Origin of the sequence: Mycobacterium sp. 236(2023) (genome assembly GCF_029623955.1) — a bacterium.
GTDB lineage: Bacteria > Actinomycetota > Actinomycetes > Mycobacteriales > Mycobacteriaceae > Mycobacterium.
In genome coordinates this window covers 1,592,998-1,608,084 of record NZ_JARSBP010000002.1, presented here as the reverse complement: position 1 = coordinate 1,608,084, position 15,087 = coordinate 1,592,998, and the positions used below count along the sequence as shown (strand labels likewise).

At 66.6% G+C, this 15,087-nt stretch carries 17 protein-coding genes; 6 read left to right on the top strand and 11 right to left on the bottom strand.

Features of this window, described 5'->3' with window-relative positions:
- Positions 1-100: 100 nt before the first annotated feature.
- From P9A17_RS10225 to P9A17_RS10210, 4 genes are all read left to right on the top strand, one after another.
- Entirely contained in the window at positions 101-1,111 is a 1,011-nt protein-coding gene (locus tag P9A17_RS10225) for an alpha/beta hydrolase (RefSeq protein ID WP_278038418.1), read from the top strand.
- Positions 1,104-2,516, top strand: coding sequence for a mycothione reductase (mtr, locus tag P9A17_RS10220; protein WP_278038417.1), 1,413 nt, complete (start codon positions 1,104-1,106; stop codon positions 2,514-2,516). The genes P9A17_RS10225 and mtr overlap by 8 nt, the downstream gene beginning before the upstream one ends.
- 151 nt (positions 2,517-2,667) lie before the next feature.
- The gene (locus P9A17_RS10215; RefSeq protein WP_278038416.1) at positions 2,668-3,069 is read left to right on the top strand and encodes a metalloregulator ArsR/SmtB family transcription factor; all 402 of its coding nucleotides are present in this window, start codon (positions 2,668-2,670) and stop codon (positions 3,067-3,069) included.
- Positions 3,066-3,248 (top strand): zinc transporter Slc39a7, encoded by a 183-nt coding sequence (locus P9A17_RS10210; protein WP_278038415.1) that lies wholly within the window; start codon positions 3,066-3,068, stop codon positions 3,246-3,248. The genes P9A17_RS10215 and P9A17_RS10210 overlap by 4 nt, the downstream gene beginning before the upstream one ends.
- 3 nt (positions 3,249-3,251) lie before the next feature.
- Here the strand turns inward: P9A17_RS10210 and P9A17_RS10205 are convergent, their stop codons facing one another.
- Positions 3,252-3,824, bottom strand: a complete 573-nt coding sequence (locus P9A17_RS10205) for a sigma-70 family RNA polymerase sigma factor (RefSeq protein ID WP_347403831.1) — start codon at positions 3,822-3,824, stop codon at positions 3,252-3,254.
- A 201-nt stretch (positions 3,825-4,025) separates the two neighbouring features.
- Positions 4,026-4,421 carry a DoxX family protein gene (locus P9A17_RS10200; RefSeq protein ID WP_278038413.1) on the bottom strand — a complete coding sequence of 132 codons (396 nt, stop codon included), beginning with the start codon at positions 4,419-4,421 and terminating at the stop codon, positions 4,026-4,028.
- A 213-nt stretch (positions 4,422-4,634) separates the two neighbouring features.
- On the opposite strand from P9A17_RS10200, the gene P9A17_RS10195 reads away from it, so the two are divergent.
- Together P9A17_RS10195 and P9A17_RS10190 are read left to right on the top strand one after the other, a co-directional pair.
- Entirely contained in the window at positions 4,635-5,402 is a 768-nt protein-coding gene (locus P9A17_RS10195) for a response regulator transcription factor (RefSeq protein WP_278038412.1), read from the top strand.
- 29 nt (positions 5,403-5,431) lie between these two features.
- Positions 5,432-6,994 (top strand): HAMP domain-containing sensor histidine kinase, encoded by a 1,563-nt coding sequence (locus tag P9A17_RS10190; RefSeq protein WP_278038685.1) that lies wholly within the window; start codon positions 5,432-5,434, stop codon positions 6,992-6,994.
- Here P9A17_RS10190 and P9A17_RS10185 read toward each other — a convergent pair.
- From P9A17_RS10185 to P9A17_RS10145, 9 genes are all read right to left on the bottom strand, one after another.
- The gene (locus tag P9A17_RS10185; RefSeq protein ID WP_278038411.1) at positions 6,926-7,675 is read right to left on the bottom strand and encodes an ABC transporter ATP-binding protein; all 750 of its coding nucleotides are present in this window, start codon (positions 7,673-7,675) and stop codon (positions 6,926-6,928) included. The two genes, P9A17_RS10190 and P9A17_RS10185, sit on opposite strands and share 69 nt — an antisense overlap.
- Complete coding sequence (cbiQ, locus tag P9A17_RS10180) at positions 7,660-8,439, bottom strand: cobalt ECF transporter T component CbiQ (RefSeq protein WP_278038410.1); 780 nt, start codon at positions 8,437-8,439, stop codon at positions 7,660-7,662. Before cbiQ ends, P9A17_RS10185 begins: the two co-directional genes overlap by 16 nt.
- A 1-nt stretch (position 8,440) precedes the next feature.
- Complete coding sequence (locus P9A17_RS10175; protein ID WP_278038684.1) at positions 8,441-8,800, bottom strand: PDGLE domain-containing protein; 360 nt, start codon at positions 8,798-8,800, stop codon at positions 8,441-8,443.
- A gap of 5 nt (positions 8,801-8,805) precedes the next feature.
- On the bottom strand, positions 8,806-9,513 hold the full coding sequence (locus P9A17_RS10170) for an energy-coupling factor ABC transporter permease (protein ID WP_278038409.1): 708 nt from the start codon (positions 9,511-9,513) through the stop codon (positions 8,806-8,808).
- A 78-nt stretch (positions 9,514-9,591) separates the two neighbouring features.
- Entirely contained in the window at positions 9,592-12,054 is a 2,463-nt protein-coding gene (locus tag P9A17_RS10165) for an FAD-dependent oxidoreductase (protein ID WP_278038408.1), read from the bottom strand.
- 27 nt (positions 12,055-12,081) lie between these two features.
- On the bottom strand, positions 12,082-13,005 hold the full coding sequence (locus tag P9A17_RS10160) for a phosphotransferase (protein ID WP_278038407.1): 924 nt from the start codon (positions 13,003-13,005) through the stop codon (positions 12,082-12,084).
- 78 nt (positions 13,006-13,083) lie between these two features.
- Positions 13,084-13,884 carry a GntR family transcriptional regulator gene (locus P9A17_RS10155; protein WP_278038406.1) on the bottom strand — a complete coding sequence of 267 codons (801 nt, stop codon included), beginning with the start codon at positions 13,882-13,884 and terminating at the stop codon, positions 13,084-13,086.
- A 55-nt stretch (positions 13,885-13,939) separates the two neighbouring features.
- On the bottom strand, positions 13,940-14,293 hold the full coding sequence (locus P9A17_RS10150; protein WP_278038405.1) for a metalloregulator ArsR/SmtB family transcription factor: 354 nt from the start codon (positions 14,291-14,293) through the stop codon (positions 13,940-13,942).
- 62 nt (positions 14,294-14,355) lie between these two features.
- Positions 14,356-15,087, bottom strand: a complete 732-nt coding sequence (locus P9A17_RS10145) for a GntR family transcriptional regulator (RefSeq protein ID WP_278038404.1) — start codon at positions 15,085-15,087, stop codon at positions 14,356-14,358.

Below are 15,087 nucleotides of genomic sequence, written 5' to 3'. Positions count from 1 at the left end.
GGCTTACCGGTGTTCAGGTTATCCCGCCGCGCGCGGCGGTACGGGGCCGACCACTGCCCAGACGGCTCCGTGGCCGCCTCGCGCCATTAGGGTGGCGAACGTGCCTGGATGGGAGCCCGACGTGCTGCCCGGATACTGGCAGCGCACCTTTGCGCTGGGGCCCGACCCCGACGGCGAAGGAGAGCTGGAGGCCACACTGGTGCGCCGCGGCGAGCAGGACTCGTCAGCCCAGCACGCGGTCCTGATGGTGCACGGTTTCACCGACTACTTCTTCAACACCGAGCTGGCGGACCATTTCGCGGCGCGCGGCTTCGCTTTTTATGCCTTGGACCTGCACAAATGTGGACGCTCGCACCGCGACGGGCAGACGCCGCACTTCACGACCGACCTGGCCCGCTACGACGTCGAGTTGGAGCGGGCGCTGGACGCCATCGCGGCGGAATCCGGCCCTCGCATCCTCGTCTACGGCCACTCCGCGGGCGGGCTGGTGGTGTCGCTGTGGCTGGACCGGTTGCGTGTCGCCGGCGCGACCGCGCGTAAGAACGTCGGCGGTCTCGTCCTGAACGCTCCGTGGCTCGATCTGCAGGGACATGCGATCTTGCGCACACCCCCGACGTCGGCGGCGTTGCTGGCGATGCGTCGCTTCCGTAAGCACTCGGTGGTACGCAAGCCCGTCCCCGATGGCGGCTACGGCACGACACTGCACCGGAACTACTCCGGCGACTTCGACTACAACCTGAATTGGAAGCCGATTGGCGGATTCCCGGTCACCTTCGGCTGGATTCACGCGATCCGGCGCGGACAGGCCAAGTTGCACCGCGGGCTGGATGTCGGCGTGCCCAATCTCGTGTTGCGTTCCGATCACAGCGTGCGCGAAGTCGCCGACCCGGAGTTGATCCAGCGGGGCGACGCGGTGCTGGAGGTGTCGCAGATCGCGCGGTGGGCCGGCTGTATCGGCAACCGGACGACGGTGGTGCCGATCCCCGACGCCAAGCACGACGTCTTCCTGTCACTGCCTGGGCCGCGCGCCGAGGCCTACGCGGAGCTGGATCGTTGGCTGGATTGGTATCTGGCCGCCACACCATCGGACGGGAGCACAGACCATGGCTGACTTCGACATCGCGATCATCGGAACCGGTTCCGGTAACTCGATTCTCGACGAACGTTATGACGGCAAGCGGGTCGCGATCTGTGAGCAGGGGGTGTTCGGCGGGACGTGCCTCAACGTCGGCTGCATCCCGACGAAGATGTTCGTGTACGCGGCCGGGGTGGCCGAACAGATCAGGGAGTCAAGCCGGTACGGCGTCGACGGGCACGTCGACGGTGTGCGGTGGCCCGACATCGTGTCGCGGGTGTTCGGCCGCATTGACCCGCTGGCCAGCGGCGGCGAGCAGTACCGGCGCTCGTCGCCGAACGTGACGGTGTTCGCCAGCCACACCAAATTCGCCGGTCCCGATTCGGGTGACGGATACCGGTTGCGCACCGATGACGGGGACGAGTTCACCGCACAGCAGGTGGTCATCGCCGCCGGTGCGCGAGCGACGGTGCCGCCGGCGATTCTCGACTGCGGCGTCGCTTATCACACCAGCGACACGATCATGCGGATCTCTGATCTCCCCGAGCATCTCGTGATCGTGGGCGGTGGATTCGTCGCCGCAGAGTTCGCGCATGTCTTCTCGTCTCTTGGCTCCCGCGTCTCGATCGTGTTGCGCGGCACGACGATGCTGACGCATTGCGACGACACCCTGTGCGAACGGTTCACCGACATCGCGGCCAAGAAGTGGGCGATTCACAGTCGCCGCAACATCGTTCACGGCGAATCGGACGAGTCGGGCGTCACGCTGCACCTCGACGACGGCTCGACATTGCGTGGTGACGCGCTGCTCGTCGCCACCGGACGGATCCCCAACGGGGATCAGCTCGACGCGCACCTGGCCGGGGTCGACGTCGAGGACGGCCTCGTCGTCGTCGACGAATTCCAGCGCACCACAGCGCGAAACGTCTTCGCACTCGGCGATGTCAGCTCACCGTTCCAACTCAAGCACGTCGCCAACCACGAGGCCCGCGTCGTCAAGCACAACCTGCTGCAGGACTGGGACGACACCGAGATTCTGATGCCCTCCAACCATCGCAACGTTCCCTCGGCGGTGTTCACCGAGCCACAGATCGCCTCGGTCGGCCTGACCGAGAATGAAGCGCGCGCAAAGGGTTACAGGATTCGATCGAAGGTGCAGGACTACAGCGACGTCGCGTACGGCTGGGCGATGGAGGATTCGACCGGGTTCGCCAAGCTGATCGTCGACGACGACACCGGCTTGCTGCTCGGTGCGCACATCATGGGGCACCAGGCGTCGTCGATCATCCAGCCGATCATTCAGGCGATGGCGTTCGACCTGCCGGCGCAGGAGATGGCTCGTGGTCAGTACTGGATTCATCCGGCCCTGCCTGAGGTGATCGAGAATGCGTTGTTGGCGCTGTGTGGCGAGCCGCCATGGCCGCGGCCTCGGCGGCATTAAACAAAAGCCGCGGCCTCGGCGGCATTAGGGCTCTCCGCCGACTGTGCGTCCAGGGCGAGATTTCGGGGTTTTCGTCGCCGTGAGCGCACGCTCGCGGCGCAACTCGATTCGATGTCTGGCCGCAGCGCCGACGTCGCGCTATTATCTGCGTATGAATGCAGGTAACCAGGATGGGTTGCGGTTGCCCGACGACGAGGTCGCTCTCGTCGTCGAGGTTTTCCGGCTTCTCTCCGATTCCACCCGCGTTCAGATCCTGTGGGCACTGGCGGATGGCGAACGGTCGGTCAATGATCTGGCCGACATCGTCGCCAAACCGGCGCCGTCGGTCTCACAGCACCTGGCGAAACTACGCATGGGCCGGCTGGTCCGGACCCGGCGGTCGGGCACCCAGGTGTTCTACCGACTGGAGAACAACCACGTCCGCCAGTTGGTGGTCGATGCGGTGTTCAACGCCGAACACGCGGGTCCCGGCGCGCCGGGACACCACCGTAACGACGTCGTCCAGCAGTTGCCGACCAAAGATCAACGGCAGAAAGGAAACCGATCACGATGAGTGACGTCCACAGCCACGAGCACGAACATTCTTCGGGCAGCCATGAGCATGCGCATACCGGCCACGACCACAGCCACGTCGAGCACTCTCACGCGCATGAACACGACGGCGTCGAACATTCGCACGAGCATGTGCACCAGAGCGATCTCACCGACGAGCACACCCACGCCCACGCCTGACGGTCACGCCGCCGCACCGCGCAGGTAGCCGCGGTCCGCGGCGACGCCCGCCAGCAGTGCGCGCAGAGCGCACCGCCCGCGGTGCAGGCGCGACATCACAGTGCCGACCGGCACGTCGAGGATGAGCGCAATCTCCTTGTACCGCAGCTCTTCCACGTCGGCGTAGTAGACCACGAGGCGCTGATCCTCACTGAGCTGCGCGAGCGCATGCCTGACCTCGTCGTCGCCGAGGGCTTGCAGCGCAGCCAGCTCGGCCGAGGGCAGCCCGGACGACGAGTGGTCGGCGTGCGCGGACAGCTGCGCATCGGTGACGTTGTCGGACAGGACCTCCGCCGGCCTGCACTGGGCTCTGCGATAGGACTTGATCCACGTGTTGGTCAGGATCCGCAGCAGCCAGGCACGGATATTGGTTCCCTCTTCGAAACGATGAAAGGCCGCGTACGCCTTCAGCATCGTCTCCTGGACGAGGTCCTCGGCGTCCGCGGCGTTGCCTGTGTAGCGCCGTGCCGCGCGGTAGAGGGTGTCGAGCAGTGGCAGTGCGTCGCGCTCGAATCGTTCGAGGTGGGTATCCGTCATCGTGGTCATGCTGGGCGCCTCCGAATCTCGTCCCGGTCTGTTGATGTCAAATCTACGAACGCGGGATGCGGTATCCCAGAGGTGCATAGGAAACCCAAAGATATGCAGACGATGTGAAAACTGTTTGCGTCGTTCGTCTTTCACACATGACAGTGGCCCCGGCCGGTCGACCGGGGCCACCACCATGTCAGGGTTTCCGGGTCAGCGCCGTGACACCGCCAACGCCCCTGGGCCGGTCGCCACCAACAGCAGGAACACGAAGCAGTACAGCACCGCCGTCTCACCGCCGTTGACGATGGGCCAGAAGCCGTCCGGGAAATGCATCCAGAAGTAGGCCACCGCCATCATCCCCGAGGCGATGAACGCGGCGGGCCGGGTGAACAGGCCGACAGCGATGAGCCCGCCCAGCACGATCTCGAGCACGCCGGCCCACCAGGCCGGCCAGGCGCCGAGCGCCGCGGGTGTGCCGTCGGGCCAGCCGAACAGCTTTGCGGTGCCGTGCATCATGAAGAGCAGGGCCACGATGATCCGGAAGGTGCCGAGAGCGAACTCGACCTGCGATGTCGCCCTGGTCTCGGGCAGTGTGTCTGTCGACATGAAGCGGTAGGACCTTTCCCCTCGAATGCTGCTGCTAGGTAGGCCCATTCTCGTCGGCGCGGTACCGGGTCCAGCCACTCTCATAGACAATTCACATGTCCGGCAATGACTTTCGCACATGTCAATAACGGTGCCGTAGCAGGTGGACGGCAGACCTATGAGATCTCTATGAAGGTGGTGACGGGCCCCCGACCGACGCGCGACAATGGGCCGATGACGTCTGCGCCGGTCGAGGATCAGGGCCCCCGTCGCGCGATCCTGGGCAAGCTGCCGCGGATGTATCGCGCTGACGGGTCGCCCATCCGTGTGCTGCTCGTCGACGATGAACGCGCGCTGACCAACCTGGTGCGGATGGCGCTGAAGTACGAGGGCTGGGAGATCGACGTCGCCCACGACGCCGCCGAGGCCGTCGCGAAGTATCGGGAGAACACCCCTGACCTGCTGGTCCTCGACATCATGCTGCCCGATATGGACGGACTCGGTGTGCTGGCCCAACTTCGGGATTCCGGCACCTATACCCCGACGTTGTTCCTGACCGCACGCGATTCGGTGGCCGACCGCGTCACCGGATTGACCGCAGGCGGCGACGACTACATGACGAAACCGTTCTCGCTCGAAGAGCTCGTCGCCCGGTTGCGCGGGCTCCTGAGGCGGTCGGCCTACCTCACCCCCGAGGACGACGAGTCACTGGCCGTGGGCGATCTGACCCTGGACGCCGCAAGCCGGGAGGTGACGCGCGCCGGTGAAGCGGTCTCGCTGACGACGACGGAGTTCGAGTTGTTGCGCCTGCTGATGCGTAACCAGCGGAAAGCCCTGGACCGCAATGAGATTCTGCGCCAGGTGTGGAACTACGACTTCGGCGGCCGCTCCAGCATCGTCGATCTGTATGTGTCGTATCTGCGGAAGAAGATCGATGCGGGCCGCGAACCGCTGATTCACACCGTGCGCGGTGTCGGCTACATGCTGCGGCCGCCGGAATGATGGCCGCCGGAATGATGGCCGCTGGAATGATGAAGGTGTGGCAGAGCTGGACGCTGCTGCGGCAGTTGGTCATCGGCGTCTCGGTGGTGGTCATGGTCGCCCTCGTCACGATCGGCACGATGTCCGTGGTGAGCCTGCGCGCATCGGTGCTCGGCATCATCGACGCCCAGCTGTCCGGTGCCGCCGACGGATGCACGAACTCGGTGGCCAAATACCGGAGTACGCCGGGCCCGGACGGGGAGCTGCCTGACCCCGGGTCGATGAAGCCGTTGACGAACCTCATCGGCCAGGCGCCCGGCAACGTCGTCGCGTTGATCCAGGACGGCGAGGTGGTGGATTCGGCGTTCTTCGGAGACGGCGACGCGCGGCAGGCTCCCCCGTCAGCCGTCGCGACCATCGCCGAACAGTCGTGGGTCGATCCGCAACCCCGCAGCATCGAGCTGCCCGGTCTGGGTTGGTACCGCATGGTCGGCCGGCCCGGCGACGGGAACGAGATCCTCGTGACCGGGGTGTCCCGGACGCCGGCGTGGGACGCGATGGTGCGGGAGACCGCCATCGTGTCCGGGATGACCGCGATCGCCCTGGTGATCACCGCGCTGAGCACCGTCGCCATCGTCCGCTTCGCGTTGCGTCCGCTGCGCCGTGTCGCCGGGACCGCGGCCGAGGTCGCGGCCCTTCCCCTCGACCGTGACAACCACGCGATCACGCCGCGGGTGCCCGCCGGTGACACCGATCCCCGCACCGAGGTGGGGCTGGTCGGCGACACACTGAACCGGCTGCTCGACAATGTCGAGAAGGCGCTGGGCGACGTCGCGGCGTCGGATCGGCGGATGCGCCAGTTCATCACCGATGCCAGCCACGAGCTGCGCACGCCGCTGGCGGCGATCCACGGCTACGCGGAGCTGACCCGACAGGACAGCGCGGTGCTGCCTGAGACCACGGAGTACTCGCTGGCACGCATCGAGGCCGAGGCGCAGCGGATGAGCTCGCTGGTCTCCGATCTACTCCTGCTGGCTCGCCTCGACGAGGGCCAGGACCTGCAGACCACTGACATCGACCTGACCGATCTGGTGTCGCACGCGGTCAATGATGCGACGGTGTCCGCGCCGACACACCGGTGGATGACGCACCTTCCCGGGCATTCGGTCTGGGTGCGCGGCGATCGGGCGCAGCTGCACCAGACGTTGGCCAACCTTCTGTCCAACGCGCGTGTGCACACCCCGGCGGGGACGACGGTCACGACGCGGCTATACGCAGGGCTCACCGACGACGGGAAGGCCTGTGTCGAGATGTCGGTGACCGACGACGGACCCGGGATCGACGCCGCACTGCTCCCCCACCTGTTCGAGCGCTTCGTGCGGGCTGACACGTCACGGTCGCGCCAGACGGGCAGTTTCGGGCTGGGCCTGTCCATCGCGGCGTCGATCGTCGAATCGCACGGCGGCACGATTGCGGCTCGATCAGATTCCGGGACAACGACTTTCATCATACGTCTGCCCGCGCCAGTGGGCTCGGCGCCGAGCTCAGGCGGATCCGACGGTGAAACCCCACGGCAGCTCGAGCCGGTGCGCGGCGAGCAGTTCCGAGTCTGACAGCACCTCACCGATCGGTCCGTCGGCGACGATCGCGCCGCCGTCCATGACGATCGCGCGGGTGCACAGTTGCGCCGCGTAGGGCAGGTCGTGGGTGACGATGAGCATCGTGGCGTCGAGGCCGGACAGCGTCTCGGCGAGTTCCCTGCGCGCCACCGGATCGAGGTTGGCCGACGGTTCGTCGAGGACGAGCACTTCCGGTTCGCAGGCCAGGACGGTCGCGAGCGCCGCCCGGCGTCGCTGCCCGCCCGACATGTGCGACGGGCTGCGCGCGGCCAGATCGGTCATCGAGACGATCTCCAACGCGCGTGCGACGCGGGCGTCCAGCTCAGCGCCCTTCACCCCGAAGTTGGCGGGCCCGAAGGCGACGTCCTGTGCGAGTGTCGGCATGAACAGCTGGTCGTCGGGATCCTGGAACACCAAGCCGACTCTGCGCCGGATTTCGCGGAGGGTACTGCGGGACAACGTGATCCCGCCGATCTCGACGGTGCCCTGCAGTGCGCTCAGGACTCCGTTGAGATGCAGCATCAACGTTGTCTTGCCTGCGCCGTTGGGGCCGAGGAGCGCGACACGCTCACCGGCCGCGACATCGAGGTCGATGCCGCGCAGCGCGGTGTGCCCGTCGGGGTAGGCGTAGCGCAACCCCGCGACGCGGATCGCCGGTGTCACAGCGTCACCCACGAGGCCAGGGCAACCGAGACCGCCGCCCCTGCGGGGGCCAGGGCGGACGCCCACTCCCGCGGTGTCGCGGACGCCACGCATCCCGCACCCACCGCCAGCGCTGGCACACGCCCGTCGAAGCCTCTCGACAGCATCGCCAGGTACACGCGCTCACCCCGTTCATACGAGCGAAGAAACAACACTCCAACGCTTTTCGCCGTCGCACCCGCCTGATGCAGCATCCGCGGCGAGTCGCCACGCGAGATCCGCGCCATCCGCATCCTGCGCGCTTCAGCGGTCAGGACGTCGATGTAGCGGATCATCAGCGTCAGCACCGACACGATCACCGCAGGCATCCGCAGCCTACTGAGCGCTACGGGTAGTTCCGCGGCGGTGGTGGTGGCGGCCACCGTCAGCGAGGCCGCGACGCCGAGCGTGCCTTTGATGACGATGCCCCACGCGGCATACAGCCCGGCCACCGACAGGTGCATGCCGGCAACCTGCACCCGCTCGCCGCCCTCGGAGAACGGCAGCAGCACCGCCAGCACGATGAAGGGGGCCTCGATCAGCATCCGGGGCAGGATCCACAGCAGCGGGATCCGGGCGGCAAACCACACCGCGACGATGATCAGGGCGTAGATTCCGAACGGCCAGAACAGCTCCCGCGGCGTGGCCACCACCGCGAGGACGAACACCACCAGAGCGACGATCTTGACCTCGGCGGGCAGCCGGTGCACCGGCGAATCGTCGTCACGGTACAGCGGATGAGCGTGACCGCCTCCCACGTCAGCTCCCGGGTGTCGACTTCGGCTTCGCCCTGGATCGGGCGATGAGCCAGAACGCGCCACCGGCCACGACGACCGTCACGACGACGCCGACGATTCCGGCGAGTCCGCCGGTGCCTTCCTGGCCGCCGATCGCATAGTCGGCGAGCGGCGAGTCGGCCATCGAATGTTCTTCGGCGTGCTGGGCAATGCACTCACCCCGCAATTGCTCGCCATCGGCGGTCTCGACGATCTCGCACCCCTGCAACGTCGCCGAGTCCAGACCGTCGGGACTGGAGCTGGCGAAATACGAGACACCACCGGCGATGAGCAGGGTGACGACGGCGAATCCGATCCAGAACCACCAGCGGCGCTGCGGCATCTCGGTCACACCGTCACCTCCGACGGCTTCCTGTTGGCGCGAAGCAGGTAGACGAGGTCCGGACGAGCCCGGACGACGGCCATCACGGTGAGCGCCGTGATGATGCCTTCACCGACACCGATCAGCACGTGCGTGCCGAACATGTAGGCCGCCACGGTGCCGAGGGACGCCGACGCGGCCCCACCGAGGGCGTATTCGAGAACGAAACCCATTGCGGCGCAGACAGTTCCCACGACCGCGGCGGAGAAGGCGACGGCACCGACGAGCGGCACCGCGACGTCGTGACGACCCCGCCGCACGACGCGATAGAGAAGAACGGCGGTCGCGTATCCCGCTGCCACACCGATCACCGACATGTTGGTGATGTTTGTTCCGAGGGCCGTCACGCCGCCGTCGGCGAACAACAGCGATTGGACGATCAGCACGATCGAGACGCACAGTGCCCCCGTGTAGGGCCCGACCAGGATCGCCGCGAGCGCGCCACCCAGCAGGTGACCGCTGACTCCGGGCAGGATCGGGAAGTTCACCATCTGCACGGCGAAGATGAATGCGGCCACCAGCCCTGCGAGCGGCACCGTGCGCTCGTCGAGTTCTTCGCGCGCCTTGAAGGCGCACGCCCCGAGGGCGATGATGGCGATGACCCCGAACAACAGCGAGACCGGGGCGTTCACGATGCCGTCGCTCATATGCATGGCGACGAGGTGAGTGTTCACACCGTGGAGCCTATTCCTTCATCTGAACACCTGTCTAGCTGAACAGATGTAGGGTTCCACCCTGCCCGACCGGGCAGTTCAGCCCCTGATGCGCTCGCCGGCCGGATCGTAGAGCGAACGCAGCGACACCGATATCGGGAACAGCTCGCCCCCGACATTGACCTGGTACTCACCCTGTCGCACCCAGCCGGCGTCGATGACCGACCCGTCTCCCGCCCGCAGGTAGGCCAGCCCCACCGCTGCCCCCATCGCCTGCCCCCACGCCGCCGACGTCACCTGCCCCGCCACCTCACCGTCGCGCAGAATCAGCTCGCCGCCCCAGAGCATCGGCTCCGGTGAGTCGACCGCGAAGCCGACGAGTTTCTTACGCACACCGTCGGCCCGCGCTTTCTCGACCGCCGCACGCCCGAGGAACGCAATGTCGGTCTTGAGTTTGCACGCGAACAGCAACCCTGCCTCGACGGGATTCTCACTGGGCGTGAGCTCCCGGCCGAATGCGCGGTAACCCTTCTCCAGTCGCAGCGATTCGATCGCCGAGTAGCCACCCCGCGCGATCCCGTATCGCTGCCCTGCCGCGATCAGTTCCTCGTACACGCCGACGGCGAACTCGGCGGGCACATAGAGTTCCCAGCCGAGCTCACCGACATAGGTGATGCGCGTCGCGCGGACGGTGGCGTAGCCCAACGAGATCACACGGCTGGATCCGAAGGGGAACGCGTCGCTGGACAGGTCGGCATCGGTCAACTCCGACAACAGGTCTCGCGATCGCGGCCCCATCACCCCGAACACCGCGTACGACGATGTGACGTCGACGAGATGCGCATTGGCCCCGTCGGGCATGTTCCTGACGATGTGGTCCTTGTCCCGCTCGGTGGTCGCCGCGCTGCTGACGATCAGGTACTCGTCGGGGGCTGTCCTGGTCACCGTGACATCGGACTCGTAGCTGCCGCGGGCATTGAGCATGCCGGTGTAGACGGCACGCCCGACCTCGACGCCGACATCGGCGGTGCACAACCATTGCAGGGCGGCCTCGGCGTCACGACCGACGAGAAGGTACTTCGAGAACGACGTCTGGTCGAACACCGTGACACCCGAACGGGTGCTCGCCTGCTCGGCCGCCGACCACTGCAGCCAGTTCGGCTTGCCCCACGTGTATTCGATCGTCGGCGCCGAGCCCGGCGGGGCGAAGAAGTTGGCGCGCTCCCAGCCCATCCTGCTGCCGAAATTGGCGCCCGCCGCGTCGAGCAGATGGTGCACCGGCGACCGGCGGAACGGCCGCGCTGTTGTCATTTCCCGGTTCGGCCATGGGATTTCGTAGTGGATGCCGAGGACTTCGGCCACCCGGTCATGCAGCCATCGGTTGTTGCCGTTGAACGGGGCGAACCTGCGGATGTCGACTCCGGTGAGATCGGTGGTCGGCGCGCCGTTGACGATCCACTCGGCCAGTGCCCGCCCCGCCCCGCCCGCGGTGGCGATGCCCACGGAGTTGAACCCCGCGCCGACGAAGAAGTTCCGGCACTGTGGCGCCTCGCCGAGGATGAACTGGTTGTCCGGCGTGAAGCTCTCCGGCCCGTTGTAGAACTTCTTGATTCCTGTCGATTCCAGCGCCGGGATCCGCAGCAGCGCGCTGTTCATCAGGATCTCGAAATGTTCCCAATCCTCTTCCAGCAGTTGAAATTCGAATGGATACGGGATCGCATCAGGTGAAACCCACGGTTTTGCTTCCGGTTCGAAACCGCCGATGACGAGCCCGCCGACCTCCTCCTTGAAGTAGGTGTAGCCGTCGGGGTCGCGCAGGATCGGAAGGTCCGGGTGGACCCCGTCGATCGTCTCGCTGACGACGTAGAAATGCTCGGCGGAGTGCAGGGGCACGTTGGCGCCGGCCATCGCCCCGATCTGCTTGGCCCACTGGCCGGCACAGTTGACGACGACGTCCGCCTCGATATCGCCTGCATCGGTGCGCACTCCGCTGACCCGGCCGTCGGTGACGAGCACGTCGAGCACCCGCGTTCTCTCCGCGATCCGGCAGCCGCGGTTGCGCGCGCCCTTGGCCAGTGCGAACGTCAGGTCGGTGGGGTTGGCTTTACCGTCGGCGGGCAGCCAGATCGCACCAACGAGATCATCGATCCGCATCACCGGGTAGTGCTCTAAAGCCTGTTCGGGAGTGAGCAGTTCACACTGCAGGTCGAACGCCGCAGCGTTGGTGGCGGTGCGGCGAAGCTGCACCATCCTGTCCTCGGTCCGGGCGACGGTGACGCCGCCGCACTGCTTGTAGCCGGCGGATAGTCCCGTTTCGGCCTCCAGTTCCGAATAGAGTTCGGTGGAGTACTGCACCAGCCGCGTCATCCCCTCCGATGCGCGCAGCTGCCCGACCAGACCCGCTGCGTGCCAGGTGGTTCCACTGGACAGCTGGCCCTGTTCGACGAGTACGACATCGGTGATGCCGAACTTGGTCAGGTGATAGGCGACGCTCGTGCCGATGACGCCGCCACCGACGATGACGACCTGGGCGCGCGCGGGCAGTGGCTTGGCTGACGTCATGACGTCCTCTCAGTCTGACAGCGCGACTCACTCTTGTGGAAAGACACTGTCGAGTAGTCGCGCGTAACTCGGATCCCGGAATGCGGCAACCGCGGATTCGTACCGCTCCATCGCCCACTGCCAGAAGTCGAACTCGATGGCACTGGAGCCGCTTTGGATGCAGCCCCACAGCGTCCAGCCGTACTTGGCGACGATGCCCTGGAGGTGGGCCCGTGCGGTCCTGTGGCGGAGCGGGCGGCCGTAGTACTCCGTGACGAGTTCGTCGAGCTGATCCAGGGACAGGCCGCATTCGCCCCAGATGTTGCCCAGTTCGAAACATGGGTCGTTGTTGCCGGAGTATTCGTAATCGATCAACCACATCCGGTCGCCGTCCTCGATGAAGTTGCCGGCGAGCAGATCGTTGTTACACGGCACCGTCGTGTCGTCGGTCGCGGTGAGGACGCGCTTCGCCGCGCCGAACGCCTCAGCGTGCTCGTGGTAGTCCGCAGGAATCCGGAAGCCGTGCTGGTGGGCCGTCGCGAGATAGGCAGGCTGGCGCTCGAACATGTCGAAGCGGCCCTGGAACCGCGGGCCCTCGTGCAGGGACCGGCACGCGCGGGCGGCCTTGGCGATCACACCGTCACGCTGGAAGTCGCTGTTCTCCAGAGTTTTTCCCTCGAGAAAGCTCAGCAGCAGCACTCCGAGGTCCGGACGATAGTCAAGTACCTTCGCACCGACCCCTGCCTGCTCGGCGGCCACAGTGTTGAAGTGTTCACGGTCGCGGTCGATGCCGAGCAGGTTGCGCGCGGTGTCGACACAGCGCGCGACGTAAACAGCGTCCGGCGTCGTGATCTTGATGTTGCGGTTGGTCAGCCCGCCGGAAAGCTCCTCGAGGTGGCGTGGGCGGCCGGCAAGCAGGTCGATCTGATCGAACACCCCGTCGAGGTGTTCATCGCTGAGCCGAGCCGACATTCACGATCCCCAGGAGCCGCAGTGTTGTGAACCCTCACTGTAAACCCGGCGGTTCCAAAGGTCTAGACGAATGAACCGCTAGGAGTTCCGCCGTGCGACCCCGATGGCTTCCGCGCGGGATTTGATCCGGATCGCCGTCCGGTCCGAACGCAGATAGTCCCTGGAGAACTCGACGGCAACCCCGTTGTGGGCGTATGCGGTTCGCACGATCAACAGCAGCGGGCTGGCGGGGGGGAGCCCGAGGATCTCGCCCTGTTCCAGCGTCGCTGGAGCGGCCTCGATGCGTTCGTCGGCGGTCGACGGCGCCAGCCCGTAGTCACCCATGACGGAGTACAGCGACCCGTGAAGGTCCTTCGTCACCAGACCGGGGAAGACCGCCGCAGGCAGGTACGCCTCCTCGAGGATGATCGGCTCCCCGTTGGCGGTGCGGACACGCTGGATCTCGTGGACCTGGTCGGTTTTGCGGACGCCGAGCGCCTTGGCTACGACGATGTCGGGGCGGCAGGTCGTCGCGCGCAGCACGACCGCGCCGGGTTCGACGTCGATCCGCAGCATCTGTTCGGTGAAGCCGGGCAGCGAGGCGTGGTCGAGCTCGAAACGGGGCGCGGCGATGAAGCTCCCCCCGAATCGGCCCCGTCGCCGGTCGATGAACCCCTTGGCCTCGACGGCCCCGAGAGCCTGGCGCAGCGTCATCCGGCTCACCCCCAGCGCCGTGGCGATCTCCACCTCGGGCGGCAGCTTGTCACCCGGCTCCAGTTCGCCGGAAACCACGAGTCCCTCCAGCCAGTGCGCTATCCGCGCATGGGCAGGCTGGTCGGACGGCGCGGCGAGCTCCGGGTGCGGCGCCAGCGGCGGTTGGTCGAGATTCAACAGACGCACTGGCCAAGTGTAGGGGTGTTAGCGGGCATCGCTTGGCTGCAACGTGTTTCAGTTGTCAGCCGTGCCGGGCGCCGATCCAGTGCAGAAGGTCGTGCACGATCTCGTCCTCGAGCCGATAGGTGACCGATCGGCCGGCCCGTGTACTGGTCACCCAACCTTGTTGGCGCAGCACACGAAGTGCCTGCGACACCGTGTTCTCCGATCGGCCCACCGCAGCGGCAAGGTCGCTGACGCAGATTCCGGGCGCCCGGTGCAGACAGAGCAGGATCTCCAGCCGATGCGGGTCCGAGACCAGGTCGAACCGCTGCGCCCAGCCGGGCGTGTCCACGTCGGCCAGCGCCGACGATGCCCTCTCGACGAGCTGTTGATCCTCCACAACTGCAATGTAGTCCCCGGCGAGCGCGCACATAATGCCAGCCATCGCGGCGTGTCGGCGTGGCGACACGCGCGCTCGCGGTGCAGGGGTGAACCTCAGTCCAGAAAACCGTGCAGCAGCGCCGCCGAGCCCCAGACGTGGGCCGCCATGATGGTTGCCGCGGTGTCGGCGTCCCCGGCCAGGATCGCCATCACGATTGCCTCGTGCTGTTCGTCGGAGTGCGCGATGTTGCGCGACAGCAATGGGATGCAGTCCAGCAACTCGTTGAGCCGCATACGATTCTGCGCCACCAACGGCACCAGAGACGGCACGCCCGCCGCCTCGGCGATCGCCAGGTGCAGACGCGAATCCAGCCGGCGGTAGTCCTCCGGGGAAGACTCGCGCACGTCGGTCAGCCTGCTCCACAACGCTTCTCGTTCGGCCGCCGCGAGGGTGCGGCCCGCGGCCATCCGCGCCGCGCCGACTTCCAAGATCTCCCGTAGCCGCACCGCGTCGTCGATCTCGGCGCCGTGGAATTCGACGGCTGCGGTCGACGGCGTCGGCAGTTCGTCGGCCAGGAAGGTGCCGCCGTAGCGGCCGCGGCGCGACACCAGATAGCCGGCGTCGGACAGTGATTTGATCGCTTCCCGCACGGTGTCTCGACTCACGCCGAGACGCCCGGCGAGTTCGCGCTCCGGCGGCAACGACTCCCCCGGATGCAGCACGCCCAGCCGGATCGTCTGCAGCAGCCGCTCGACGGTGTCCTCGAACGCGTTGAGTGGCCGAACGGGACGCAGCAACGCATCGCTGGCGTCGACGCCCTCAGTCGGATCCGGCTCGGCTGACAT